Source organism: Streptococcus mitis, from assembly GCF_002096755.1.
Lineage (GTDB): Bacteria > Bacillota > Bacilli > Lactobacillales > Streptococcaceae > Streptococcus > Streptococcus mitis_AC.
The window spans coordinates 128,020-153,714 of sequence record NZ_NCVF01000026.1; the positions used below are offsets into that span (position 1 = coordinate 128,020).

23 protein-coding genes and 1 other annotated feature (1 of these 24 only partly in view) are annotated in these 25,695 nt (G+C 41.6%); all 23 genes read right to left on the reverse strand.

Features of this window, described 5'->3' with window-relative positions; translation table 11 throughout:
* Positions 1–79: a sequence feature (ribosomal protein L10 leader region), on the reverse strand; it reaches 57 nt to the left of the window's first position.
* 76 nt (positions 80–155) lie between these two features.
* Complete coding sequence (locus B7700_RS09185) at positions 156–1,415, reverse strand: TRZ/ATZ family protein (protein WP_084888471.1); 1,260 nt, start codon at positions 1,413–1,415, stop codon at positions 156–158.
* A 250-nt stretch (positions 1,416–1,665) separates the two neighbouring features.
* Complete coding sequence (locus tag B7700_RS09190) at positions 1,666–3,414, reverse strand: ABC transporter ATP-binding protein (protein ID WP_084888473.1); 1,749 nt, start codon at positions 3,412–3,414, stop codon at positions 1,666–1,668.
* Position 3,415: 1 nt separating this feature from the next.
* Positions 3,416–5,140 (reverse strand): ABC transporter ATP-binding protein, encoded by a 1,725-nt coding sequence (locus B7700_RS09195; protein ID WP_084888475.1) that lies wholly within the window; start codon positions 5,138–5,140, stop codon positions 3,416–3,418.
* Positions 5,141–5,200: 60 nt separating this feature from the next.
* Positions 5,201–6,139, reverse strand: a complete 939-nt coding sequence (gene msrB, locus B7700_RS09200) for a peptide-methionine (R)-S-oxide reductase MsrB (RefSeq protein ID WP_084888477.1) — start codon at positions 6,137–6,139, stop codon at positions 5,201–5,203.
* 212 nt (positions 6,140–6,351) lie between these two features.
* Positions 6,352–7,221, reverse strand: a complete 870-nt coding sequence (gene thrB, locus B7700_RS09205) for a homoserine kinase (RefSeq protein ID WP_084888478.1) — start codon at positions 7,219–7,221, stop codon at positions 6,352–6,354.
* A 1-nt stretch (position 7,222) separates the two neighbouring features.
* A complete protein-coding gene (locus B7700_RS09210) occupies positions 7,223–8,509 on the reverse strand; it encodes a homoserine dehydrogenase (RefSeq protein ID WP_045611310.1) in 1,287 nt (428 codons plus the stop codon).
* A gap of 151 nt (positions 8,510–8,660) precedes the next feature.
* Positions 8,661–9,398: an adaptor protein MecA gene (mecA, locus tag B7700_RS09215; protein WP_023943094.1), complete on the reverse strand. Its 738-nt coding sequence runs from the start codon at positions 9,396–9,398 to the stop codon at positions 8,661–8,663.
* Positions 9,399–9,598: 200 nt separating this feature from the next.
* Entirely contained in the window at positions 9,599–10,633 is a 1,035-nt protein-coding gene (gene tarQ / locus B7700_RS09220) for a teichoic acid biosynthesis protein TarQ (RefSeq protein ID WP_084888480.1), read from the reverse strand.
* Positions 10,626–12,095, reverse strand: a complete 1,470-nt coding sequence (locus tag B7700_RS09225) for an O-antigen polysaccharide polymerase Wzy family protein (protein ID WP_084888482.1) — start codon at positions 12,093–12,095, stop codon at positions 10,626–10,628. Before B7700_RS09225 ends, tarQ begins: the two co-directional genes overlap by 8 nt.
* Positions 12,096–12,110: 15 nt before the next feature.
* A complete protein-coding gene (locus tag B7700_RS09230; protein WP_084888484.1) occupies positions 12,111–13,097 on the reverse strand; it encodes a glycosyltransferase family 2 protein in 987 nt (328 codons plus the stop codon).
* A 1-nt stretch (position 13,098) separates the two neighbouring features.
* Positions 13,099–14,202 carry a glycosyltransferase gene (locus tag B7700_RS09235; protein ID WP_084888486.1) on the reverse strand — a complete coding sequence of 368 codons (1,104 nt, stop codon included), beginning with the start codon at positions 14,200–14,202 and terminating at the stop codon, positions 13,099–13,101.
* Positions 14,192–15,037, reverse strand: coding sequence for a LicD family protein (locus B7700_RS09240; RefSeq protein WP_084888488.1), 846 nt, complete (start codon positions 15,035–15,037; stop codon positions 14,192–14,194). Before B7700_RS09240 ends, B7700_RS09235 begins: the two co-directional genes overlap by 11 nt.
* A 125-nt stretch (positions 15,038–15,162) precedes the next feature.
* Entirely contained in the window at positions 15,163–16,473 is a 1,311-nt protein-coding gene (locus tag B7700_RS09245) for an LCP family protein (protein WP_084888490.1), read from the reverse strand.
* Positions 16,470–17,318, reverse strand: a complete 849-nt coding sequence (gene pheA, locus B7700_RS09250; protein WP_084888492.1) for a prephenate dehydratase — start codon at positions 17,316–17,318, stop codon at positions 16,470–16,472. The genes B7700_RS09245 and pheA overlap by 4 nt, the downstream gene beginning before the upstream one ends.
* Positions 17,315–17,791 carry a shikimate kinase gene (locus B7700_RS09255; protein WP_033684918.1) on the reverse strand — a complete coding sequence of 159 codons (477 nt, stop codon included), beginning with the start codon at positions 17,789–17,791 and terminating at the stop codon, positions 17,315–17,317. Before B7700_RS09255 ends, pheA begins: the two co-directional genes overlap by 4 nt.
* Positions 17,784–19,067, reverse strand: coding sequence for a 3-phosphoshikimate 1-carboxyvinyltransferase (gene aroA / locus B7700_RS09260; RefSeq protein ID WP_084888494.1), 1,284 nt, complete (start codon positions 19,065–19,067; stop codon positions 17,784–17,786). Before aroA ends, B7700_RS09255 begins: the two co-directional genes overlap by 8 nt.
* A gap of 90 nt (positions 19,068–19,157) precedes the next feature.
* Positions 19,158–19,496: a YlbF/YmcA family competence regulator gene (locus B7700_RS09265; protein ID WP_000065978.1), complete on the reverse strand. Its 339-nt coding sequence runs from the start codon at positions 19,494–19,496 to the stop codon at positions 19,158–19,160.
* A 10-nt stretch (positions 19,497–19,506) separates the two neighbouring features.
* Positions 19,507–20,610, reverse strand: a complete 1,104-nt coding sequence (locus B7700_RS09270) for a prephenate dehydrogenase (RefSeq protein WP_084888496.1) — start codon at positions 20,608–20,610, stop codon at positions 19,507–19,509.
* Positions 20,611–20,619: 9 nt separating this feature from the next.
* A complete protein-coding gene (gene aroC, locus B7700_RS09275; protein ID WP_084888499.1) occupies positions 20,620–21,786 on the reverse strand; it encodes a chorismate synthase in 1,167 nt (388 codons plus the stop codon).
* 9 nt (positions 21,787–21,795) lie between these two features.
* Positions 21,796–22,863, reverse strand: coding sequence for a 3-dehydroquinate synthase (gene aroB, locus B7700_RS09280; RefSeq protein ID WP_084888501.1), 1,068 nt, complete (start codon positions 22,861–22,863; stop codon positions 21,796–21,798).
* 18 nt (positions 22,864–22,881) lie between these two features.
* The gene (locus B7700_RS09285; protein WP_084888503.1) at positions 22,882–23,736 is read right to left on the reverse strand and encodes a shikimate dehydrogenase; all 855 of its coding nucleotides are present in this window, start codon (positions 23,734–23,736) and stop codon (positions 22,882–22,884) included.
* Positions 23,726–24,403, reverse strand: a complete 678-nt coding sequence (gene aroD, locus B7700_RS09290; RefSeq protein WP_000767758.1) for a type I 3-dehydroquinate dehydratase — start codon at positions 24,401–24,403, stop codon at positions 23,726–23,728. The genes B7700_RS09285 and aroD overlap by 11 nt, the downstream gene beginning before the upstream one ends.
* Positions 24,400–25,563 carry a class I SAM-dependent rRNA methyltransferase gene (locus B7700_RS09295; protein ID WP_084888506.1) on the reverse strand — a complete coding sequence of 388 codons (1,164 nt, stop codon included), beginning with the start codon at positions 25,561–25,563 and terminating at the stop codon, positions 24,400–24,402. Before B7700_RS09295 ends, aroD begins: the two co-directional genes overlap by 4 nt.
* Positions 25,564–25,695 lie beyond the last annotated feature (132 nt).

The window sequence follows — 25,695 nt, forward strand, 5'->3', positions numbered from 1 at the left end:
TACATGATACGTTTTGTCCTCGGTAGGATACTTATGAGTCGAGCTCCCCTACTGTCTTAGGCAGTTTTTTCAAACCGTATATAAGTATAGCATAGTAAAAAAAAGAATGCAAGATTTTTGCAAACTTTTTTTAAAATTTTTTCGTGATTTTTCTTTTAAAATTCTACTGTTAGGACTTGACCTTGCTTAACAACCTGTTCTCCGTCAATATAGACATCATCTACATCACTGGACTTGACAGCATAGACTAGGTGAGAGAGCATATTTTCTTGGGGTTGGAGATGAATTTTCTCTTGTGGTTGAATAACGAGAAAATCTGCCTGCTTGCCGACTTCCAAACTTCCTATCTGATGTTCCATCCCTAGGACCTTAGCCCCTTCGATTGTTAGTGCCTTGAGGGCTGTTTCGATCGGAAATTGGCTGGCATCCCCACTTTTCATCTTCTGAAGAAGGGCTGCAGTCCGTCCTTCCTCAAACATATCTAGATTGTTATTGGAAGCAACCGAATCTGTCGCAATTCCTACTGCCACTCTTGCTTTTTGGAGTTGGATAATTGGAGCAATTCCTGATGCCAGTTTGAGGTTGCTGATAGGATTGTGCGCAATAGACACTTGAGAGGTTGCCAAGCGTTCAATTTCTCTCTCGTTTAGTTCGACCCCATGAGCAAAGACAGAAGGATGATCTAAGTAACCCAATTCTTCTAGAAAGGCGAGAGGGCGTTTGCCGTAGCGTTTCAGGATAATGCCTGATTCCTCCTTGGTCTCCGCCACATGGATATGGATTGGAATAGCAAGCTCTTTCGCCACTTCTAAGCTCGCTTGCAGCAAGTCTTGATTACAACTGTATGGAGAGTGAGGGGCTACCATAACCTTGAAATTTGGATTTTTATATTCTAAGATTTTCTCTATGATGAATCGAGTTCTGCTTATAGTTTCATCAGTTGTCTCCGCCTCAGAAGAAAAGAGGGTAGGTGAGAAATAACAACGCATCTTGGAATCTTTCACTGCCTGATAAATCTGATCAATATCCACACCATTGGGATTATACATATCGTTGAAGGTTGTTGTTCCCGACTGGAGCATCTCTATCATAGCTTCTTTAACCGCTCTTGTAGTCATGTCGGGAGTAAATCCTGCTTCTGCAGGCCAGATATAATCATTGAGCCATTCATGGAGATTGCTATCATCTCGGATTCCTCGCAAGCCTGTCATAGCAGAGTGGGTATGGCAATTGACCAAACCAGGCATAATCCAGGCTCCCTGATAGTCTATAATCTGCTCAGCTTGCTCTAAAATCTCTGACTTCTCTTGACCAACATAGACGATTTGAGAATCCTTAACGGCTAAGATTCCATCTAGATAAACATGGAAATCTTGGTCACAAGTCACGATATTTACATGCTGAAAGACTTTCATTCTAGGCTCCTTTTCTAAAAGACAATTTATACTCAAATTCAAACCACGTCAGCTTCACCTTGCCGTAGGTATATGTTACTGAGTCTTATCTACAACCTCAAAGCAGTGCTTTGAGCAACCTGTGGCTAGCTTCCTAGTTTGCTCTTTAATTTTCATTGAGTATTACAGTGAATAATTTTTCTAGCTATTGTAACAAAAAAGTCACCCGAAGGCAACTTTTTTCGTCCATAAACTTTCAAAAGAGAATGGATTATTCAGAGCTAAAAGCGGCAGCTTGCTGCATATAGTAATACTTGCCCTTTCGAGCCATGAGATCCTGATGATTACCATGCTCCACGATGTCACCATCCACCAAGACAAGAATCAGATCCGCATCCTGAATGGTAGACAAGCGGTGGGCAATGATAAAGCTTGTACGCCCCTTCATGAGTTTTGCAAAGGCATCCTGAACCAGCACTTCTGTCCGCGTATCAATGGAAGAAGTCGCCTCGTCTAAGATAAGAATCTTTGGAATAGCCAGAAAGACTCGGGCAATTGTCAAGAGCTGTGCTTGACCGACAGAGAGAGATTCTCCTGCATTTTCCAACTTGGTATCATATCCTTGTGGCAACTGTTGGATGAAAAAGTCCGCATTGGCTGCTTTGGCAGCAGCAATCACTTGCTCCCGACTAGCATCAGGATTGCCGAAGGCAATATTGTCATGAATGGTCCCTTGCTTGAGCCAGGTTTCCTGTAGCACCATGCCAAACTGCTGGCGTAAAGAGGCACGACTATAGTCATAAATGGAACGACCATCCAGCAAGATAGCTCCAGAGTTAATGGGATAAAAACGCATGAGGAGATTGATAAGAGTTGACTTGCCAGCACCTGTCGGACCAACGATGGCTACCTTACTACCAGCTGGAATATCAATAGATAAATCCTTAATCAAAATCTTTTCAGGATGATAGCCAAAAGAGACATGTCTAAAAGAAATAGCTCCCTTAACTTGGTCACTGGTCAACTCTTCCTTACCACTTTCAGCTACCTCAGGACTCTCTAAGACTCCATAAACACGCTCTGCACAAGCGAGAGCACTTTGCAACTCGGCTAAAACAGAAGAAATATCATTAAAGGGCTTGGTGTACTGTTGGACATAGTTCAAAAAAGTCACTAAACGACCGATGGTCAAGGTAGAGCCTATCATGATACGATAAGCTCCCACTCCAGCTAAAAGTGCGTAAATGAGTGCATTTACAAAGCGAGTCGAAGGATTGACCGTTGAAGAATAAAAGATGGCTGACTGAGAATAGCCTGAGTAGTTGTCATTAGCCTCACGCAATCTTTGGATAAACTCTGTTTGAGCATTAAAGGACTGGATAATAGTCTGCTGACTAAGCGATTCTTCAATCAACTGAGTCTGAATTCCCCTTGTCTCTGTTTGCTTTTGGAAGAGATGATAGGAGCGTTTGGCAATAAAGCGTGAGATTACCATAGACAGTGGCGTCAACAGCAAGACTAAGAGAGTCATGAGGAGATGAATTTGAAGCATAGCTAGAATACTAACCAAAATCATTAAGACACCAATAAAAAATTGGTTAAAAATCATGGTCAAGCCAGCTGCCAACTGTTCGATGTCTGTAGTTACACGACTAACCATCTCACCACTTCCTTGCCGATCCACAAAAGCAATCGGTAAACGATGAAGCTTATGGATGATTCGCTCTCGTAAGTCTCTGGTATAAGAGAAAATTAGGCGATTATAGAGGAGAGGATTGGCCCACTGTACAAGGGTATTTCCTATGACTACCAAGATCATCTGAAGAAAAATTTGCCAAAAAACTGGTGAAGAACCAGCCACTAGGACTTGGTCGATGACCTGCCCAATCAGAATAGGTAGGTAAATTGATAAGCCTACCTGGGCAATAGTTCCTAGAAAGGCTAGAAAAAGGAGGAAGGGATGGCTTGCAAGGTCTTTAGCCAAGCGTGTGAGCGTCTGGTTTGCAGTTTGTCGTCTCATGCTAGTCCTCCTTTCCATGTTGGGATGCATTGATTTCACGATAGACTTGACTCGATTTCATCAAATCCTCGTGCTTGCCGATAGCTAGGAGCTCACCTTTTTCCAAGAGGAGAATCTGGTCAGCCATCTGTAAAGTCGAGGTTCGTTGAGAGATCAAGATTAAGCTCGTATTTGGCAAATTTTCTCGAATAGCTTTCAAGAGCTTGGACTCGGTAATGGTGTCGAGGGCCGAAGTCGCATCATCTAAGATGAGAAACGGAGCCTGGCGCAAAACTGCGCGAGCAATAGACAGCCTTTGTTTTTGTCCACCTGAGAAATTTCGACCTCCTGCCTCAACTAGGGCATCCAAGAGTCCTTCCTTTTCACTGACAAAATCCTTGGCTTGTGCAATTTCCAAGGCCTGCCAGAGTTCTTGGTCAGTTACTTCTTGATGTAAACCTAGAGTCAAGTTGGAACGAATGCTTCCCTTAAAGAGTTCGACTTTTTGGGGCACATAGGCAATCCAAGACCGCCACTCCTCTAAATTACGAGGACTAGATCCATCTCGATAAAGGTCAATGCTCCCCTTGTCTGCTGGATAAAGTCCAAGAATGAGTTGCACCAAACTTGATTTACCAGAACCTGTTCCCCCAATGATACCAAGGATTTGCCCTTGCTTCATATCAAAAGAAATGTCTCTCAGAGAAGGCTGGGCCGCATCAGGATAGGTAAAGGTCAGTTCTTGAACTTGTAAAACCTGATTTCTGGTAACTTGCTTTTTCTCTAATTCTGAATGGATGTCTTCTGGAGCTTCGGCAAAGACTTCCTCAATTCGCTTAGCTGAGATATAGGACTGGTTGAGGGAATTGATCAGCATGGCAAGCTTGACCAATTCCACCAAGATCTGTAGGAGATAATTAATAAGGGCAATGAGAGCACCTTGACTGAGTAAACCTCCCTGAATTGAAACATATCCCTGCCAGATAATAACGAGGAGAGTTCCATTGACAATCAGATAGGTCAGGGGTGTTAATAAACTGGACCAGAAACCTGTCTTTTCTTGTAATCTAGCATAGACTTGGTTAAGGGTTTGAAAAATATGTAACTCTCGTTTTTCTTGACCAAAAGCACGAATAACGCGCATACCTTGTATTTGCTGACGCGTTTCTTGAACCAGTTGGTCCGTTTTCTTTCTGAGACTACTGTAGAGAGGATTGACCAGTCGAGAGAACCCTACAATAACAATGGTCAAAATGACAACCATGACCAAGAACCAGAAAGTCAGCTCAGCTGAAATGCGATAGGCCATAAAAATGGCTCCAAAAACGATAATAGGTGCTCGCAAAAAGAGGCGCAAGAATTGATTGATCCCAGTCTGAATCTGGTAGGTATCCGAAGTCAAGCGAGTCACCAAACTAGAAGTTGTCAAACGGTCTCTACTGTCCTTAGGTAAAGACAAAATATGACGATAAAGATCATCTGTCAGTCCTTTGGCAAATCCAACCGCAGCCTTAGCTGAGTAGAACTGAGCTATTAAGGCCACTACAACACCAATTACTGCAAAGATAAGAAGCAAACCAATCTGCATCCAGAGATGACCTTGATTTTTTTGGGGCAAGGATTGGTCAACAATCCCAGCAATCACCATGGGAACCAAGAGCTCAAAAACAGCTTCTAACAACTTGAACAAAGGTGCTAAAATCGATTCTCTGATGTAGGGTTTAAAGTAAGATAGTAAGTGTTTCATAAATCCCTTCTATTCGTTTTCTAGAAATGAAGAAAGTGGGAAGCACCCACCATCTCTGATTTATTTGTTTAAGTAAGGTAGTAGATAGCCATAGCCTGCTTCTTCCATCTCATCCTTGGCCACAAAGCGCAAGGAAGCAGAATTGATACAGTAACGGAGGCCACCAAACTCACGCGGTCCATCTGTGAAAACATGGCCCAAGTGAGCATTCCCCGACCGAGAACGAACCTCAATTCGCTCCATTCCATGGCTGAGATCCTTGTAATAATGAATCAATTCCTTGGAAATCGGACGGCTAAAACTTGGCCAACCACAACCTGAGGCAAACTTATCCTTGGCAAAAAAGAGTGGCTCACCTGTCGTAATATCTACATAAATCCCTTCTTCAAAGGTTTGGTCATAGGCATTGGTAAATGGAGCCTCTGTAGCAGCTTCTTGGGTAACACGATAGGATTCTTCAGATAAACTGCCCTTTAACACCTCTTGACTAGGCTTTTCATAGTGAGAGGCATCAATCAATGGCTTCTCAGCATCGGTCACATCGATATGACAGTAACCTGAAGGATTCTTCTTCAGATAGTCTTGGTGGTAATCTTCAGCTAAAATATAGTGGCGAAGTTTCTCCACCTCTACTGCAATCTTTCGCCCAAGCATGCGCTCCTGCTCCTGCACCACTGTATAGATAGTTGGCAAGTCTGCTTCATCCTGGTAATAAATCCCGGTCCGATATTGGCGACCACGGTCATTTCCTTGTTGATTGACTGATAATGGATCAATAACACGGAAATAATAAAGTAAAATTTCTCTGAGTGAGACTACCTTCTCATCGTAAATTACTTGAACCGTTTCTGCATGGTCTGTTTCTTTGAGCAACTGGTAATTGGTCGTTTCGACTTGACCATTAGCGTAGCCAACACTGGTTGCTAATACGCCAGAAATTCGGGAAAAATACTCCTCTAAACCCCAAAAACAACCGCCTGCTAAATAAATTTCTGCCATCTTTATTTCTCCTTTATCAAGTTTTTAACTAATACTCTTCGAAAATCTCTTCAAACCACGTCAGCTTTATCTACAACCTCAAAGCGGTGCTTTGAGCAACCTGCGGCTAGCTTCCTAGTTTGCTCTTTGATTTTCATTAAGTATAAACTTCTTTTCAAAAAAAGGATAGGAAGCCCTCTGGTCGAGAGTTTCCCCATCCTATCTTCTATTCTTTATTTTGCTTCGACACGGACACCTTTGGTATCAACTTTCAAGTCATGAAGTTTTCCTTTGAAGGGTTGCTTTTCCAATTCTGCCTTAATCGTTGGCATCTTGTCATGAGAAGCCAAAACCATAACTGTCGGCCCAGCACCAGAGAGATAGGTTGCATAGGCACCATTTTCTTTGGCTACTTGCTTAATCGTCGCAAATTCTCTCACCAAGTCCTGACGATAGCGCTCGTGGAAGAGGTCTCCCTCGATTGCTTGCCCAGCGGTCACCATGTCTCCTGTCAACAAGGCAGCAACCGCCACATTGGCGATAGAACTAGCTGCAACAGCTTCCTTGTAAGACAATTTCTTAGGTAAGACGCCACGGCTGTCTCGAGTACGCAATTCATAGTTTGGAATGTAGGCTAGGAAATCACACTCTGGGAAATCTGCTACGATAGCAGAAACTTGTCCATCAACAGAGCTTGCAATAACGAGATTACCATAAATAGCTGGAGCCACATTGTCAGGATGCCCTTCAATCTTGGTCGCCAACTGCAACTTTTCATGGTCTGACAAGTTGAGATTTCCCAGTTGGTTGGCTAGTTCAATTCCAGCAACAATAACCGAGCTGGAAGAACCCAAACCACGCGCCAAGGGAACATTACTGGTCATTTTCAAGCGTCTAGGTTGCAAGTCTGGCACAATTTGCAAAGCAATTTTGAGCAAGAGATTGCGCTCGTCATGTGGTATCCATTTGCCAATCTGGTGTTCAATCAACCACTCATCTCGTTCTTCACATACCTCAATTTGAAGATACTTGGTTACAGCTACACCGACCGAGTCAAAACCTGGCCCGATATTGGCACTGGTTGCAGGTACAATAATCTTCATCTTATTCTCCTAGCACCTTGAAGGTATTCAAGAGGTCGAATTCTGAAACCTTCTTCAATTCAGCTGAGACATTTTCAAGCTGGGCTTTATTAATCTTGTGTGTGATGATAACGACACGCGCCTTGTCACCATCTTTTCCATCTTGGAGAATTTGCTTGAAGGAAATATCTTGAGCGTTGAAGATTTCAGCCAATTTCAAGACCTGACCTTTTGAGTCTGGAGCCAAGATTGAGAAGTAGTAGTTTGCTTTAACATCCTCAGGATTTGCCAAGACCAAGTCACGGCTATATTCGTTGAAGTCTTTGCCAATGGTACCATCATTCAAGCGACGAACGATACGGACAATGTCCGCCACAACACTTGTTGCAGTTGGTTTTTGACCAGCACCTGGCCCATAGTACATAGACTCACCAATACCGATAGATTCTACAAAGACAGCGTTCATTACGCCATTCACACTGGCAAGTGGATGCGCTTTAGGAAGGAAGGTTGGAGTCACTTCTGCAGCAATTCCTGAAGGAGTTTCTTCGATAGAACCAACCAATTTCACTACATAACCAAGCTCTTGAGCTACAGCTACATCTTCTGGTGTGATGTTACGAATTCCCTTGTGGGCTACGTCATCGAAGGCAACCTTCATGCCAAAGGCAAATTGGCTCAAAATCACCATCTTGTAGGCTGCATCAATCCCATCTACGTCATTTGTAGGGTCACTTTCTGCAAATCCTAGACGTTGCGCTTCGGCAAGAGCATCATCGTAAGACCAGCCTTCTTCGACCATCTTGGTCATCATGAAGTTGGAAGTTCCATTGACCACGCCAAGGACACGAGTGATTTTGTCAGAAGCCAAGGAATTTGCCAAAGTACGAAGAATTGGAATCCCACCAGCTACTGCTGCTTCATAGTAAAGTGCTACCTTGTTAGCTTTAGCGATTTCTAACAATTCTGCACCATGGACAGCCAAAAGGTCCTTGTTAGCAGTAACAACGTGTTTCCCAGCTTCCAAGGCACGAGTGATAAAGGTCTTAGCTGGTTCGATACGCCCCATCAATTCCACTACGATCGTAATGTCTTGATCTGACAAAATGTCATCCACATTGGTTACAAAGTTAAAGTCATTCCCTGCTGCAAGCAAGCGATTCTTTTCATCTTCATCCTTGACCAATACCTTGGCAACTTCAATCTCTGAATGTGCTGATTGATTGATTTTTTCTCCATTTTCCTTTAGGAGGAAAGGCACACCACTTGCAACGGTACCAAATCCTAGTAAAGCAATTTTAACTGTCATGTTTGTCTCCTCGAAATTTTCTAATATAGCCATTATAACAGAATTTTGTGAAAATTCCTATTATAGTAAATCACTATTTCAATCTAGAAAAGAAAAAACGAATCAGACGATTCGCTCTCCTTAAAATCTAGAAAAGGCTTTCCAGAAAGTATTATCCAATCTTTTGCAGATTGAGCACTGCATCGTGATTCATCAAGACTTGGCCATACTCTTGCAAGACTGAACGACTGATGTCACTATCATCCGCAAACTCGCGCATACGGGCTAAAAGCCAAGCTGGATATGGACTTGGATGATTTTCAATATCCACTAAAATGGTCAAATAATAGCGCTCGTTCATCTTGTAGAGTTCAGAAGTTTCCATCTCAAAAGTCACTGTCTGGGCAAAAGCCACCAAGTCAGCTAGTTTTGCAAAAGAAAGGATGTAGTAGATGTAAGGCTCTTTCTTGCTCTCAGCTTCTTGTTCAGCCTGTTCCTGCTCTTCTTCCTTGGCTTCGACTTGCTCTAGAGATTGAATCGCTTCGATATCATCCTTAGTTTTGTCCGCGATACTTTTTTCCAGGGTTTTGATAAATTCATCTGGCGACATTTGGGCTAATTCTTCCATATCTGGTAAATCCGATAAGTCTTCAAAATCTAGATTTTGATCAATCTTTGATTTGGTTACAAAGACATCGACCTTATCAGGTTTTGGAGTCACACGGAAGCTCAACATGCCTGTATCCAGAAAACTATCAGGCATCTCTAACTCATCCAAGATAGCATAAAAGAACTCTTCTGTTTTTTCTTGAGGAACGAGAAAGTCAGCAATCTCCATTCCTCGATCCATCAAATCTTCTAAAGACATCGTGATTTTTAAAGTTGTATCACTGATTTGTTTCATTTTCATTGCTAGTAACCTCATACTTTCAGTTCTATCTATTATACTAGATTTTTACGATTTTATCAAAAGAAGGCTCCTCTGTCGGGATAGATTTTCCATAGGGTAACTTCTGTAGAAGACTCTAAAAGAAAATTTCTGCAGACAAATAGAAAAAGCCTTCAAAATCGGCTCTTAGCCAACTTTGAAGACCTAATACATCAGAAAGCTTATAGTTTAAAGGTTGCTACACCGAGGATAGAACGATTTAAGTTTCTGAGAATTTGAAGACTTTGCTCGAATTTCTTATAACGAGTGACTCCGTATTCTTCAACAAGAAGGACTGTATCTCTTTCCAAAAGAGATGGCACATCTTGTAAATCGACAAAATGCATTCCTTTTAAAGACTCTTGATTTTGTTTCAATTTATCTAGGATAGCTTTATTTGAGCTAACGATTGTTAATTCTTGTCCAGCATTTTTGTATGACAAGACATCTGCTAGGTTGGCAATTGTTGTGATCTCTGTTACAAAATCAATTTGATACTGAGAAAAATCACCTGCTCTATTGATTGTTGGGTTAAAGAGATAAACCAATACATTTCCCATCACAACCAAAATCACACAGACTACTCCAATAACAGCTAAACGGAGAATCAAATTCTTCACATTCAATCCAAGTGCTGTCTCACCATTTGCATTCAATTCTTTAGAGTTGATGGTTTCCAATTTTTCAATTTTTACATTTGCATAAGTGTGTTTAAATTTCTCAATCAATCCATCAATTTTTCGCTCCAACAAGTCATTAGCATCTTTACTTGGTGTCAAAATTTTCACACCAACCCCTGCATCGTCAATCATATAGTAGACGGTCAGTTTTTTCCACCAATAATCATTCGTAGAATTTTTCAAGGTTGTTTCTGTCGTATCTAATTCACTGGCAATTTTTTTCAACTCACTCGGCTCTACATCATTGAAAAGATAAGCTCCATTCAAATTCCCATCAATCAATTTCCCGTAGAAATCACTATAACCACCAATTTGATGATTCAAAATCGTTTTGGATGAATCTTCTGGAGGAGTAATTTTATAGCTAAGATAAGTTGAATAACTTGTTGTGTCTTTGACAGTGTTTTTATTCTTAACTGCTTTAATTGTAAATGGTACAGCAATGAGAGCAAATAAAGCGATGAGAGCTAGAATATTTGCTTTTCGTTTTTTATAAAGATTTGCAAACAAATCAGCTACTGAATAATGTTCAAACATGATTTTTTTCTCCTTTGTTTAGTAGATACTGGTTCTCTTTTGTAAGCATTTTCGCTACGAATAGAATCACAAGAACAATTCCCCAGAATTGCATTGTAAATAAATTGAAGAAACTTTCTGAAAAGCTACTTCTTGGCATAAAGAATAGATTATTCAAGATGAGTAGGGACAAGGCAAATAGAATTGTTCTTGAGCGGTAGGCTACTTGCAACATGGCTATAAATAGCATACCGAGTAAGAGACTAAGTAGAAAGACTCCTATCATACCATAGTCTGTATACAACTCCATAATATAACTACTTCCGATACCATGTCCTTTCAAATATTCCTTATTCAAAACAAGATAGGATAGATTGTGGGCATAACTATTACTATCGATAGCTAGCTCTACACTATTGGTTGTATGCTCAAAGGCTTTTCCTCCGAAAATGGCCCCCAAACTCCCCCTTGCAAAATAATCAATAACAGGACCAAAAGTAAAATTGCGTAAATCTCGGTAAGGGAGGCTACTGTTAAATAGAAAGCCTCGAGCCAAAACACCAAAACTGGTTCCTTGTTTATAGATAAAGTCAAGCAGGATATCCCAGAAACCTGTATGGGAAACCTGGACATTATCCCGTACATAATTGAGTATTCCCATCGCTAACATGAGAATAGGAGACCCTACAAAAATCGCTAACTTCTCTTTAAACCCAATCCATTTTCCCTTTTCAGTTTGCTCCCGCATAAAGTAATAAACAAAAGCAAATAAAATACTTAAAATAAAGGGATTTCGTGTCCCGATTGCCAAATGAATAGTATTAGCTGCAATAAAGAAGACAAGCGCTGCTGTTGCCTGCAATTTCTTTGGCTTGGTTGCCAAATACATACACATTGCATAGACCGTAAAGGTTGATAAGATATAGGTAAAATAAGGCAGTTTACTTTCAAAGTTTGCATAGTAGGCATAGTAGGAAGTCTGCAAGCGATACAGGAGCCGTTCAAATAACCGAATGAAGTAGAAAGGATAGGTTATAAGAAAAACTCCCAGCGATACAAAGCGCAACCGCTTGATGTAAACATCTTTTAGAGAACTTCTTATCTTGAGTACTTGTATTTTCTTTCTAGCTATAAAATAGCGAGCTAGGAGCCCCCCTGTTGTCAATCCCAATATCGAAACCATGACGACTATAAAGGCAAAGCGATAGGCTATGGGATGATAAGTATCCAAAGCACCATCCCTAAAGTAATCAATAGTCGGCCTTGATACCAGAAATACAAAAATAGTTAAAAAGAAAATAAAATGGATTAAGTAATACTTGATATCATTCCAACAAGCAATTAAGCTACTAACCAGTAAGAACAATAAAGTAGAAAGCAAGCTAACATTGTTATTATTAAACAGATACACAATTCCACTTACTAGCGTCAAGGCATAGCTGACTATGGTCAAACTAAATAATAATCGTTTTCCATCAATCACTTGCTCACCCCCGTTCTAATGTAATTTTTTAGATTTTTCAATATTCTTCAGTAATAAGAATCGGTATAAGGAAATATTTATGAATAGAGCCAAAGCACTAATTCTTCTCCCCTTACGGAAAATTGGATTCCTAGCAATAGCAAAGGCATGGCTTTTTAAAAAACGATGAATCTGAGCATAGGCTTCAAACTGTTTATACTGATCATCTAGCAACATCTTATCCAGAATAAAGAAGTGGGCATAGGCCAATCTGAAAAAAGCAACCTCTTTCAAGTCAGGATAGTTTTTCACAACTTCATTATAAAACTTTTGGTAGATATCAATATAGGCTAAATCCTTCTCTGCATAGGGTTTAGTCGTAATACTATCTCCTCTATGAAAATAGTAATAATAGGGTTTGGTATTAACCACATACTTCTTGGCCAACTTGATCAAATCAAAATGATAATAAGCATCTTCATAAATCAATCCCTTTGGAAAGGATAGGGCAGTTGCAATCTCTCTCTTGATTAGCTTATTGCAGATCGTTCCAGGTATTTTTTCACCTATGAGGTATTCCCTCAGAAATGTTTGAGAATCACAGACAAAATACTCATCCTGATTGGCTGACTGTGGGCTTTCATCATTAGCATAGACATTCATGACACCACAGCTCGAAACATCCGCATCTTCTTGAATTAATTGCTCATATAAGCTCTGAATCATTTCTGGATGGATATAATCATCTGAGTCAATAAAAATCAGATAATCTCCGTGAGCCTGCTTCATTCCATCGTTTCGTGCTTGCGACAAACCTTCATTCTTTTTATGAAGCACTGACACCCTATCATCTTGTTCAGCGATTGCATCACACAAGCGACCACTTTCATCCGTTGCTCCATCATCAACAAGAATGATTTCCAGATTCTGATAGGTCTGCGCCTGAATGGAAGCTATCGATTTTTCTAGGTACTGCGCCACATTATAGACTGGCACAATCACACTAATTAATGCAGTTCCCATGCTACTCCTCTAATAGTTTTTCTACTTGTTCGATTTGTTTGGCAATTGTGAATTGTTGAATGAATTGGCTAGCCTCATTGACATCAAAATTTGAGACAGAGGTCATGTAGTTCGTAATTGCCTGAGCTGCCTCTTGATTGCTCTCAATGATTTGGCCAAATCGTCCTTCTTGGGATAATTCCTCAGCCCCTCCGACATCCGTAGAAACAAAAGGAAGTCCCAGACTCAAGGCTTCCACATACACTCCAGGAAACCCTTCTTGTTTAGACATAGACAAGAGAACTTTCGTCTGAGATAAATACTGATAAGGATTTTTTTGATAACCAAGGAAATGAACATAGTCCTCAAGTTCATACTCTTTGACCCGTTTTTTCAGTTCCTCTTCCATATCACCTGTACCTATGAAGTAAAGGTGGTAGTTTTTTCCTTTTTGGTGTAATAGTCGTATCACTTCCACCACACGGTCAGAACCCTTATTTTCCTCAATCCGTCCAATGGTACAGATACTTTGAGGCTCAATCTCGATATCGCTCTTCTCTTGAGATTTTTCTAGAATAGTCTTAAAATCATAACCATTGTAGACCGTCTGTAATTTTGAAGCATAATCTGGATAGACTTCCTTGATAGAATGACTGGTCTTTTTAGAAATTCCTACAATAGTATCCGCGGTATCCAACTGACGTCTATGTGATTCCCTTTTTGAACTATCCTTAAGAAATTCTTCAATACTTCCATGAATCCAAGATATCTTCTTGACTTCTTTTCTTTTAGAAAACAAAAGCGGGGGATTCATAATTGTAAAGGAAACTTCAACATCATAGTCATCTTTCACAAGCAAGCGCCGAGTCAATCTTGGAAAATAAATTCTCATTCTCCACAAAAGAGCTCGTAACCATCTGGCTTGGCGATAATCCTGAAGGGATTTTAAAATTCGTACATGTTTCGGAACAGATTCATATCCCTTGTCAAAATGCTCCATTTCAAGAATATCAATATCATACTTTTCTGGATCCAGATTAGAAACAATGGTAGATAAAATCTTCTCTGCTCCACCTCCGAGAGAAAAAGACCACATAAAAAATAAGATTTTTTTCTTAGCCACCATATTCTCCCTTGTATTCTGTATAAGACTTATCCATATCAGCGATGACAGCATCATGATGCGGTAGCTGCTTTTCTGCTGGTGGTGGTGTCATATAATCCCCAAAAGCAGTGCTGAGATAGGCATCATAGCCAACTGGAATAGGCATCTCAGTTCCTTCAAACGGCAAGAAAAGATTGTCTTCAAAAGATTCGATTGGGTACTTGTTTCTCATGTAGCCCGGACCTGAGCATAATTCTGTAATACCATTGCTCTCAGCCAGACTATATTTAGTCATTTCTTTCTCAGCTTTTTTCCAAATACGATAACGGAGAGATTTTGGAGTCACACCCAGTAAAATACGGCTTCCCCATTTCATAAGTGCACCATGCTTTTCTGGAATAGTTTGGGCACAAAAAAGTGAATAAATCAAGGCCCAGCGAACCTGTTTCTTCCGCTCAGCAGGATTTTTCGGATAATAATCCAAAGGCAACACATCCAAGGCCAAACCATGTGGTAAATTCAAATCCTGCTGATAAGGCTTTATACAGGTGGTTTCCTTGTCACGAATGGTAATAAAAAGATTGCGGTCGACAAAATCCTTGTGACTCTTTGACAAGAAATAACGCTCATCTGCATAACGAGGCCATAATTCTGCTAATTTCTCATAATCTTTACGGGGCATAAAAAAGTCTAGGTCGTCGTCCCAAGGAATAAAGCCCTTGTTTCGAAGGGCACCAATCGCACCTCCACCACAGAGATAACAGAGCAAATCATGTTCTTTACAAAAGGCCACAAAATATTCAGCCATCTCCAGACTACGAGCCTGAATTGCTTTTAAATCAGTCATATTGTTCATTATTCTTTCTATCGTATCGTTCCATTATACCACAAATAAGGGATGAAAATCTATTGCAGACTGTAAAAAATCAAAGCCTGACTGCTGGATAAAAAGCCTTCAAACTTTGATTTTTCTGTCTTAACTTATCTCATTCCCATTTGAGCTAGCTTGGTTTGATATTTATTTTGATCGACCAGCAAGCCCAAGCCTCCATAAACATCATAGGCATCGACCCAATCACCTAGTTCTGGAACTGTTAATCTCTCAATGCCATTTTGCGCTCCATCTAGGAAGGATAAACCATTGGTCAATAAGAAACTATAGGGAACATTCGTAGAGGTCATGCCAAAGACCTTACCAAGTGCTTCTGATCCAGTAAAGAGTTTGGTTGGATCCTTGAGTTGCTGCAGAACAGCTGTCAACACTTGCTGTTGTCTCTTGGTACGACCGTAATCACCTTCATCATCATCACGGAAGCGAGCATAATTTAGCAAGGTCGAACCGTTCATCTGCTGTTTCCCAACTTTGATAGTCTGGGTTGGTGACTCTGTTTCCGTAGCATGTAAATCATCTCCGACTGTAGCTTCGGTTAAAGGTTGACCTTCTAAGGTTGAGAATTTGGCATCAATCGTCACACCATCAGGAAATAGAGTGTCAATAGCGGTTGCGAAGGCCTGGAAATCTACCAAAGCGTAATATTTAATGTCCAAGTCAAAATTATCTTTCAATACTTGGCGAACCATTTCTGCCCCTTTTTGGCCTTCTTGTTCCCCTAGTTCATAGGCCACATTCAACTTATTATCGGATTGCTTTCTACCGTTAATGACTTGGCTATAACCGTCTATATAAACCAAATTATCACGCATGAAGCTGACCAGCTTAATTTTCTTATCTGAACCACCAACATTTAGTACCATAATAGAGTCCGTTCTCGTCTCAGCACTATTTTGGCCAATCCGTCCATCCGTCCCCATAATCAAAATATTAACCCCATCCTTGGTATCTTGACCATGAAAAACTTCTACTTGAGCTGCCTTAGCATTGGCAGGTTTATTTGGATCAGCATTTGAATAGCCTTTTAGGAACATAAAAATCATGCCAAAACCGACACAGGCTAGAAGAGCAAGCAATCCTGCAAAAATGCGCCCCCAACGAATCTTACGTTTTTTGGACTTAACCTTTGGAAGAGGATGACTTTTCTGGTATTTTTTTGCACGACTACGGTTACCATAGGATGGAAGAGGAGACTGATTGACTGGTTCCATGAAAGACTCTTCCATATCGTAATTTTCATTATAAATTTCTGGAGAAGCTTTACTACTGCTAGCCATATTTAACTTACCTTGCAGGTATGCAAACTCTTTTTTCTCTCGCTCATTGAGGTAATGAATGTTCTTAAAAAGATAGTCATAACGCAACTGCTCGTGATGGCTTAAGGGATTTTCTTTGCTCATCTTCTCTCCTTTCCATGGTCTGATATTGGATAAATGGGATAGGCACCCAGAACTTTATACTGGATTCCAATCGCTTCTAATTCTTTTTGGGCAAAGTGGACCAGATTCTTATCGGCATAGTCCACATCGATAATGAAAAAGTATTCTCCCAGTGCTGTCTTGAGTGGTCGACTTTCAATTTTTGTTAGGTCAATTCCTCGCCAAGCAAAGGTCGATAGAGCCTTATAAAGGGCACCTGGAAGGTTGTCAGGTAAGGTCAAGGCCAAACTCATTTTCTCAGTTTGTGCTTTCAATGGAATACTAGGCTTTTCAGCTCCCAAAACCCAGAAACGTGTGAAATTGGCTTCCATTTCCTGAATATCCTCGGCAATCAGTTCCAAGCCATATTCTTCAGCAGAACTTCTAGGTGCAATTGCTGCAAAGGGCTGGTCTGGATGTTCGGAAATAAAACGGGCCGCATAAGCTGTACTAGCTGTTACCTCGATTTGGGCTTCTGGATACTGTTCATCGATGAATTTCTTTCCTTGAGCCAAGGCCTGTGGATGAGAAAAAATCTTTTCAATCTTAGTATGGCCTGGAACCACCATCAACTGCTGATGAATAGGCTGAACGATTTCTGCTACTGCTTGGATGCGAGCCTGATGAAAAAGGTAGTCTAAGGTTTCATGAACACTACCCTCGATAGAATTTTCAACTGGCACCACAGAATAGTCCACCAATCCTTGCTCATAGGCCTTGATGACATCTGTAATATTGGCAAAGGCCTGCAATTCCTCATAAGGAAAAGCTGTCTGCACAACGTGGTGTGAAAATGATCCCTTGGGACCTAGGTAAGCAATTTTCATCTCAGTTCCTCTATAATTTCCTCTGGGCTTAACTTGGTCACATCCAAAATCCGACTAGCCACTTCCTCATACCAAGCCTGTCTTTCTTGGAAAATAGCTGCAAGTTCTTCCTTGCTATTATTTAGAAAAAGCGGACGCTGATTGTCCTTATCAGCTGCGATACGGTGGTAGAGGGTTTCAAAATCAGCTTTCAGGTAGATATTATCTGCATTAGTCTTGAGTAAGTCACGATTTCTCTGAGAAACAACCACTCCTCCACCAGTTGACACAACTCGGTCCGTTTTTAGTAAGTCTGTTAAAACCTCTGACTCCACCTGTCGAAAGGTCGCTTCTCCCTTTTCCGAGAAAAATTCCGCAATGGACATGCCTAAGCGCTTCTCTATCAGAGCATCCATATCGAGATAATCTGGGTCCAAGCCTCTTGCAATAGTCGATTTGCCAGCCCCCATAAATCCTAGTAATACCTTAGCCATGAATCAAGCTCTCCAAATCATCAAAGAAGCTAGGATAGCTGGTATTGATGGCTTCTGCACGGTCAAGCTCCACCTCTCCATCTGCAACCAAGAGGGCTGCGATGGCTGTCATCATGCCGATACGGTGGTCACCAAAAGTATTGACTCTAGCACCGTGAAGGGCTGATTTCCCTTTGATAATCATCCCATCTGCCGTAGGAGTAATATCTGCTCCCATACTATTCAAGGCGTCTGCCACAACCTGAATGCGGTCTGTTTCTTTGACTTTAAGTTCCTCAGCATCCTTAATAACTGTTACACCTTGAGCTTGGGTCGCAAGTAGAGCGATAACTGGCAATTCATCAATCAAGCGTGGAATCAAAGCGCCACCAATCTCTGTTCCTTTCAAGTCAGAAGACTCAACAGTCAAGGTAGCAGATTTAGCAACTGGATCAATTTCAGTTATTTCTAGTTTCCCACCCATGGCGCGAATGACATCAATGATACCTGTACGCGTTTCGTTAATACCAACATTCTTCAGCACCACACGAGAGTTTGGAACAATCAAACCTGCGACCAACCAAAAGGCTGCACTGGAAATATCTCCTGGTACGACCACCTTTTGTCCTGTCAATTTTTGTGGTCCTTGGACTGTGATTTTCTTACCGTCCACACTTAAATGACCACCAAATTGTTGCAACATATCTTCAGTATGATTACGAGTGCATTCTTTTTCGATAATAACGGACTCCCCCTGAGCCTGCAAGGCCGCAAACATCAAGGCTGACTTCACTTGAGCAGAGGCAATTGGCAATTCATAATGAATAGGTCTTAGGTTTTTCGTCCCTTTTAAATGAAGGGGAGGCAGGTCTCGTTCAGTTTGCCCTGAAACACTAACTCCCATTTTTTTCAGTGGAAGGGTCACACGATCCATAGGACGTTTGGAAAGACTGTCATCTCCAAACATTTCTACTTCGAAGTCGGCCCCAGCAAGGACACCTGAAATCAGGCGAATCGAGGTTCCAGAATTTCCCATATCAAGGGCATTTTGCGGCACTTTTAAGCCATCCATGCCTACACCTTGAATAGTAATAACCCCATCTTTGTCCTCAATTTCAACACCAAGGTCACGAAAAACCTGCATGGTCGAAAGAACGTCTTCACCTCGCAGAATATCATAAACCTTGGTCTCACCCTCAGCCAAACTTCCAAAGATAATAGAACGGTGACTGATAGACTTGTCACCTGGAACTCGGATACTGCCGTGTAAGTGGCGAATGTTTGTTTTTAGTTTCATACTAGACCTCATACTTGCAATACTTTTACCTATTTTATCATAAAAAGCCAGAAATTCCTTAAAAATTTCTGACTTTATGATAGTTATTTCTTATTTTAGCAATTCTGAAACTGGTTCGAAAACAATTTTTTCAATGTCAGAAAGGTAAATAGCCAATTGTTGTTGCTTGGTAAAGAATTCTGATAAGAGGCTATTCCCTTGAATCTGCTTGCCAAAGCCTTCCATCTTCGCTTGGAAGGATGCATCTGGCATTTGACCTGTCTGTGCTAGTTTTTGAATTTCCTCTTGAAAAGCAACATATTCTGTAAAGATTTTACTTGCCTCAGCATCTGCTGAAATCGCATCTTTAGCTGCTTTGACAGCCTTGTATTCTGGTAATTCGCGTAGACCGCGACTAAGTTCATTTGCACTATCGTAAATATTTGACATAATTTTCTCCTTATTTAATGACGACTGTGTAATCGGTGTTTTCTGTTATGAGATGCTCAGCTCGTTCCAAGTCTTGAGCATTTTTAAATGAAATTTGTAGAATCCCATGAATATCTTCACGGTTTTCCTCATTGATGTGAATATTAACCAAGGAAGTTCCACGTAGCAATTCTAAGATTCGTAAGATGACATCTTCTTCATCGGGCACGTCAACATAGAGGTCATAAGAGCTATCCACACCACCACGCTTATGGATTTCCATGGCCTGGCGTTGTTCACGCGCTTGGTTGAAAAAGTTCCAGATTTGGTTTTCATCACCCTTACTGATAGCTTGTCCAATCTCGTCCAAACGCTCCTTGAAATCCTCAATTCTATCTAAAATTGTTTCACGGTTGGACAAGAGAATGGAGGTCCACATACCTGGCTCGCTTTCCGCAATCCGAGTCATATCTCGAAAACCACCGGCCGCAAAGCGCCTTGCCATCTCATGTTCTTGAGCATAAACCGCGGTCTGTTCCATGAGACTAGAAGCCAGAATATGAGGAAAATGGCTAATCTGAGAAGTTACCCGATCATGCTCCTTGGCATCAATCTCGATAAAACGAGCATGAAGACCTGAAAGCAGATCCTTCATTTCCTCAAGCGTATCCTGACCTGTCAGACTCGAAGGTGTAAAGATATAATAGGCATTTTCAAAGAGATTGACATCCGCAGAGGCAGCCCCTGTCTTGTGACTACCGGCCATGGGATGAGCACCGACAAAGCGAACAGGTTTGCCAGCCAAATATTGCTCCGCAGCATCCACAATGGCTGACTTGGTCGAACCAGCATCTGAAATAATGACCCCTTCTTTCAAATCCAAGTTGGCCAATTCCTTAATGAAAGCAATGGTTTGTTTGATTGGCAAGCTGAGAATGATGATATCTGCCAAAGGAGCAAAACTGGCAAAATCATCTGTTGCACGGTCAATCATGCCTTCTTTCAAGGCGATATCTCTCGAAGCTTGACTACGATTATAACCTAAAATTTTATAATCTGGATGATCGCGTTTGATACTTAGGGCCATGGAGGCACCAATCAGACCAAGACCTGCGATATAGACTGTTTTTGCCATAGGAACTCCTTAATAGTTCTTTGTATAGTCTCGGTGTTTGGCCACTGCTTCTTTTAATTCCTCTAGGTTATCTGATGAGAATTTTTCAAGGATTTCTTGTGCCAGAACCGTTGCCACAACGGCTTCCATGACCACACCTGCAGCTGGAAGAGCAGTCGGATCACTTCTCTCCACAGTTGCCTTGTAGGGTTCATGGGTTTCGATATCCACACTCATAAGTGGTTTGTAGAGAGTAGGAATGGGCTTCATCACGCCTCGAACAACGATGGGTTGTCCATTGGTCATACCACCTTCAAAGCCACCTAGATTATTGGTACGGCGAGTATAGCCGTCTTCTTCAGACCAGAGAATTTCATCCATGACCTGGCTGCCTTTACGATAACCAGCTTCAAAGCCAAGACCAAATTCCACCCCTTTAAAGGCATTGATAGAGACAACTGCTTGGGCAAGTCTGGCATCTAATTTTCTGTCCCATTGGACATAGGAACCAAGACCAACTGGAACACCTCCAACGACTGTCTCCACAACCCCACCGATGGTATCACCGTCACGTTTGATTTGGTCAATATAATCCTTGATTTCCTGTTCTCTTTCTTGGTTGACAATAGAAACTTCAGACTGGGCAGCTCTTTCCTTAATCTCAGCAACTGTGAGATTCTCAGGAACATCGATTTCCTTGCCACCAAATACTACAACATGGTTGGCAGTCTCCATATTCAGCTCAGCCAAGAGGCGTTTGGCTACTGCACCAACTGCCACCCGCATGGTGGTTTCACGGGCAGATGAACGCTCTAAAGAATTTCGCAAATCGTCAAAACGGTACTTGATGCCCCCTACCAAGTCGGCATGACCTGGACGAGGATGGGTGATTTTTCGTTTGCTTTTAAGGCGGTCTTCAATGTCCTCCGCAGACATGATGTCCAGCCATTTTTGGTGGTCCTTATTGATGACATCCATGGTAATGGGAGCCCCTGTCGTCTTCCCGTGACGAACGCCCGAAGTAAAGACAACCTGGTCACTCTCAATCTTCATACGGTCACCGCGGCCGTATCCACCCTGACGACGTTTCAAATCCTCATTGATGTCCTCAGCTGTCAAAGGAAGTCCAGCTGGAATTCCTTCAATGATAGCCGTCAGACGGGGACCGTGTGATTCTCCTGCAGTTAAATATCTCATACACTCTCCTTATTTTACCAAGTAGTCTTTCATCTCTTCCAGAGAAACTGGGTAGATGGTTGCAGAACCAAGCTCTGGTACCAAGATCAATTTCAAGGTATTACCACGCGCTTTCTTATCATGAGTCAAAGCCTGATAAAGCTTGTCAACATCCCAGCTTTCATAGTCAACAGGCAAGCCAAATTTCTGACACATTTCTGTGATGGACTGGGTAATGCCAGCTGGCATGAGACCCTTTTTCTCAGCAACCTTGGAAATCTGTACCATGCCCATGGCCACAGCTTCTCCATGCATGACCTTACCATAACCGGCAGTTGCTTCAATGGCATGGCCAATAGTGTGGCCAAAATTGAGGTAAAGGCGTACACCATTGTCCAACTCATCCTCAACCACCATCTTGCGCTTGACCTGACAAGAATGCTCAATCAAAGTCTCTGCATGTTCCAAAATGCTCTCTACAGTACCATCTAGCTCCATCAAGAGAGCCCAAAGTACTGGGTCCTCAATCAAGCCATACTTGATAACCTCACCCATCCCTTCAATCAACTCTCTTTTTCCGAGCGTTTCAAGGACAAGCGGGTCAATCAGAACCCCGTCTGGTTGGGCAAAGGTCCCCACCATATTCTTAGCAAATGGAGTATTAACACCCGTCTTTCCACCGATAGACGAATCCACCTGGGCTGTCAAGCTAGTCGGAATCTGAACAAAGTGAATACCCCGCATATAGGTAGAGGCTACAAAACCAGCCAGGTCCCCAACGACACCACCTCCGAGAGCCACGATTCCATCGCTACGAGTCAACCCCTGCTTAACTAGAAATTCATAGACTTTCTGGACAGTGGTTAAATTCTTTCTTTCTTCACCTTCTAAAAAGTCAAAAACAGCTACCTGAAAACCAGCATCTTCTAGGCTGAGCTTGACCTTCTCTGCATAAAGAGAAGCTACATGGTTATCTGTCACAATGACTACCTTTTGTGGTTGCCAGAGTTCTCGCAACCATTGACCAGCCTGAGCCAGACAACCTTTTTCAATCTGAATATCATAAGGATGATGAGGAATATCGATTCTGATTTTCATAGGAGAGTCTCCTTTTCTTTATTGGTATTTTTCTGTTAAGGACTGCCAAATCTCTTCTGTTGGCATTTCCTTTCCTGTCCACAGTTGAAAAGCTTCTGCAGCTTGATAGAGCAACATTCCCAGACCATTGACAACTGGATTCCCCTGACTTCTAGCCCATTTCAAAAATGGTGTTTCAAAGGGTTGGTAAATGATATCTGCTACTAAAAGAGTTTCTGGTAAGACTATGCTTTCTGGAACTGGAGAGGATTGACCATCCATCCCTACACTAGTTGCATTGACCAGTAAATCCGACTCAGCAATCCTTGCTTGCAGTTCAGGAACATCTTCTAAAGCATACAGGTCCACCTTAAAACCTGTCTGCTCCTGTAACTTGTCTAAATAAGGTCTTGTTTTTTCCATAGAAACGGAACGAACAAAGACCAAAATCTGACTGACGCCATCCAAAATAGCCTGTGCCAAGATTGATTTGGCCGCACCACCTGCACCCAGCAGGGTCATCTTCTTACCTGTAATTGTAAAAGAAGGCAAGCTCTTAAAAAATCCCTTGCCATCTGTATTATATCCAATTAAATTGCCATTCTCATTGACAACCGTATTAACCGCACCAATCAAGCGCGCTTCATCGCTCAGCCCATCCAAATAAGGAATCACCTGCTCCTTATAGGGCATAGAAAGGTTAATTCCAAACATCTGGTAGCGACGTATATTAGCCACTGTGACTTCCAAATCACCCGCTTCAATCTCCCAAGCCACGTAAGCACCATTGGTAGCTGTCGCCTCAAAGGCACTATTGTGGATAAAGGGGGAAATAGAATGCTTAATAGGATTGGCAACAACGGCAGCTAAACGTGTATAGCCATCAAGCTTCATCCAAAATCTCCCGAATTTTTTTCATGTTGGCTAAGGAAATTTGACCTGGGGCACTTGCCTCATCTAGACTAGCAAAGGACCAGCTCGAACCTGTCACATCCGCAGTGATACGAGAGACCTTGCCCACCTTGCCCATAGAAATGGTCACATATTCCTGCTCAGGATTGAGGGTTTTAAAGCCTCGTGTATAGTTCATTAAGTCTAGCACATCCTGCTCCGTGTGAGCCATCACCGCAACCTTAACAAGTTTTGGATTTAGGCTCGTCAACTCTGACAAAATTTCCATCATGTTTTCAGGTGTTTCTTGGAAATTGTGGTAACTCAAAATGAGATTTGGGAAGTCCAGCATTTCCTCAAAAACATCCTTGTAGCTATAGTACTCAAAATCAATATAGTCTGGTTGATAGAGTTGCGCCACTTCCTTGATTAGATGAATATATTCTTCTGGAGAAAGGTCGATTTCTCCCCCTTCAGAGCGAGTTCGCAACGTGAAAACCAATTCACGACCTGCAAATTTTTCAAAAATCGCTGGAGCCACCTGCAAAATCGCTTCTTTAGGCAGATAGTCGGCACGCCATTCAATGATGTCGGCATCCAGATACCTCGTGGCATCCAGAGCCTGGGCCTCCTCTAAACTTCTTGGCATTACTGAAACGATTAATTTCATTTACTAACCTTCATACTAATCACCTTGAGGTAATTACTACTTTCATCTTTTTTATTATAGGCAAAATCTGCTGGAAGACCGTATTTATTTAAAATCTGATAACTTCTTCCTGCAAAGCCTTTATCAATTTGTTCTATAAATTTCTGGCGGGATACATTGGCAGCATTGGTGCTGGCAATAATAATACCGCCCGGATTTAAAATCTCAAGACTCTGGGATATCAACTTGTGATAATCCTTAGCCACAGAAAATGTTTGTTTTTTATTCCGAGCAAAGCTAGGCGGATCTAGAACAATCACATCGTAAGTCAAGCCTTTTCGCTTAGCATACTTGAAATACTCAAAGACATCCATGACTATAAAGCGATGGTCGCCTGTGCTGATTCCATTTGCCTGAAAATGCGCTTGAGACAATTCTCGTGAACGTTTAGCTAGGTCAACCGAAGTTGTCTGGCTAGCTCCACCCATGGCCGCAGCTACTGAAAAGGCTGCTGTGTAGGAAAACATATTGAGCAAGGATTTGCCCATAGCCAATCCATCCACTAGACTACCACGAACCTCGTGCTGGTCTAGGAAAATCCCTGTCATCAAACCATCGTTCATAAAGACTTGATACAAGACACCATTTTCTAAAACAGTGAAAAAGTCAGGTGCTTCTTGACCATAAACATGGGCAGATTCATAGTCCAAACCCTTAAAACGGATCTTCTCATATGCTCCTAAAACCTCAGGAAAAACCTGTCTAAAAGCTTCTGAGATGGTCTGACGAATCTGATAAACATAAGAGTTATACCAAGAAAAGACAGCATAGTCGCCATAAAGGTCCACTGTCAGACCGCCAAAGCCATCTCCCTCTTGGTTGAAGAGACGAAAGGCAGTTGTCAAATCATCTTGATAGTAGGCACTTCTCTTTTCTTTAGCTTGTCTAAACAGCGTTTCAAAGAAAGCTTGATTGAAGGTCACCTTGTCTGTGCTCACAAACCAGCCCAAGCCCTTGTTTTGCTGAGAAAGGTAGGCAGTCCCAAGAAAGGTTCCTTCCTGACTCTGCACTTCTACTTCCTGATCCTTAAGATTGACATTCTCAAGATCGCTGGCTTCTAGTAAAACCAAACCTTTGGCAAGCTTCTTTTCAACCCTTTTGCTGACTCTTATTCTATTCATAGTCCCTATTATAGCAAATTTTGTGACAATTCTCAAAAAAGAAACTACCCTTGCTTTTTTACTCTAGTTTTAAAAAATGGTATACTAATACTAATAAAAACTTAGGAAGTAATTGTGTGAGAATCAATTTTA

Bases quoted from the DNA above. Each gene is read 5' to 3' on its own strand.
- B7700_RS09185 (WP_084888471.1), bottom strand. From the start codon at position 1,415: ATGAAAGTCTTTCAGCATGTAAATATCGTGACTTGTGACCAAGATTTC.
- B7700_RS09190 (WP_084888473.1), bottom strand. From the start codon at position 3,414: ATGAGACGACAAACTGCAAACCAGACGCTCACACGCTTGGCTAAAGAC.
- B7700_RS09195 (WP_084888475.1), bottom strand. From the start codon at position 5,140: ATGAAACACTTACTATCTTACTTTAAACCCTACATCAGAGAATCGATT.
- msrB (WP_084888477.1), bottom strand. From the start codon at position 6,139: ATGGCAGAAATTTATTTAGCAGGCGGTTGTTTTTGGGGTTTAGAGGAG.
- thrB (WP_084888478.1), bottom strand. From the start codon at position 7,221: ATGAAGATTATTGTACCTGCAACCAGTGCCAATATCGGGCCAGGTTTT.
- B7700_RS09210 (WP_045611310.1), bottom strand. From the start codon at position 8,509: ATGACAGTTAAAATTGCTTTACTAGGATTTGGTACCGTTGCAAGTGGT.
- mecA (WP_023943094.1), bottom strand. From the start codon at position 9,398: ATGAAAATGAAACAAATCAGTGATACAACTTTAAAAATCACGATGTCT.
- tarQ (WP_084888480.1), bottom strand. From the start codon at position 10,633: ATGTTTGAACATTATTCAGTAGCTGATTTGTTTGCAAATCTTTATAAA.
- B7700_RS09230 (WP_084888484.1), bottom strand. From the start codon at position 13,097: ATGGGAACTGCATTAATTAGTGTGATTGTGCCAGTCTATAATGTGGCG.
- B7700_RS09235 (WP_084888486.1), bottom strand. From the start codon at position 14,202: ATGGTGGCTAAGAAAAAAATCTTATTTTTTATGTGGTCTTTTTCTCTC.
- B7700_RS09240 (WP_084888488.1), bottom strand. From the start codon at position 15,037: ATGAACAATATGACTGATTTAAAAGCAATTCAGGCTCGTAGTCTGGAG.
- B7700_RS09245 (WP_084888490.1), bottom strand. From the start codon at position 16,473: ATGAGCAAAGAAAATCCCTTAAGCCATCACGAGCAGTTGCGTTATGAC.
- pheA (WP_084888492.1), bottom strand. From the start codon at position 17,318: ATGAAAATTGCTTACCTAGGTCCCAAGGGATCATTTTCACACCACGTT.
- B7700_RS09255 (WP_033684918.1), bottom strand. From the start codon at position 17,791: ATGGCTAAGGTATTACTAGGATTTATGGGGGCTGGCAAATCGACTATT.
- aroA (WP_084888494.1), bottom strand. From the start codon at position 19,067: ATGAAACTAAAAACAAACATTCGCCACTTACACGGCAGTATCCGAGTT.
- B7700_RS09265 (WP_000065978.1), bottom strand. From the start codon at position 19,496: ATGTCAAATATTTACGATAGTGCAAATGAACTTAGTCGCGGTCTACGC.
- B7700_RS09270 (WP_084888496.1), bottom strand. From the start codon at position 20,610: ATGGCAAAAACAGTCTATATCGCAGGTCTTGGTCTGATTGGTGCCTCC.
- aroC (WP_084888499.1), bottom strand. From the start codon at position 21,786: ATGAGATATTTAACTGCAGGAGAATCACACGGTCCCCGTCTGACGGCT.
- aroB (WP_084888501.1), bottom strand. From the start codon at position 22,863: ATGAAAATCAGAATCGATATTCCTCATCATCCTTATGATATTCAGATT.
- B7700_RS09285 (WP_084888503.1), bottom strand. From the start codon at position 23,736: ATGAAGCTTGATGGCTATACACGTTTAGCTGCCGTTGTTGCCAATCCT.
- aroD (WP_000767758.1), bottom strand. From the start codon at position 24,403: ATGAAATTAATCGTTTCAGTAATGCCAAGAAGTTTAGAGGAGGCCCAG.
- B7700_RS09295 (WP_084888506.1), bottom strand. From the start codon at position 25,563: ATGAATAGAATAAGAGTCAGCAAAAGGGTTGAAAAGAAGCTTGCCAAA.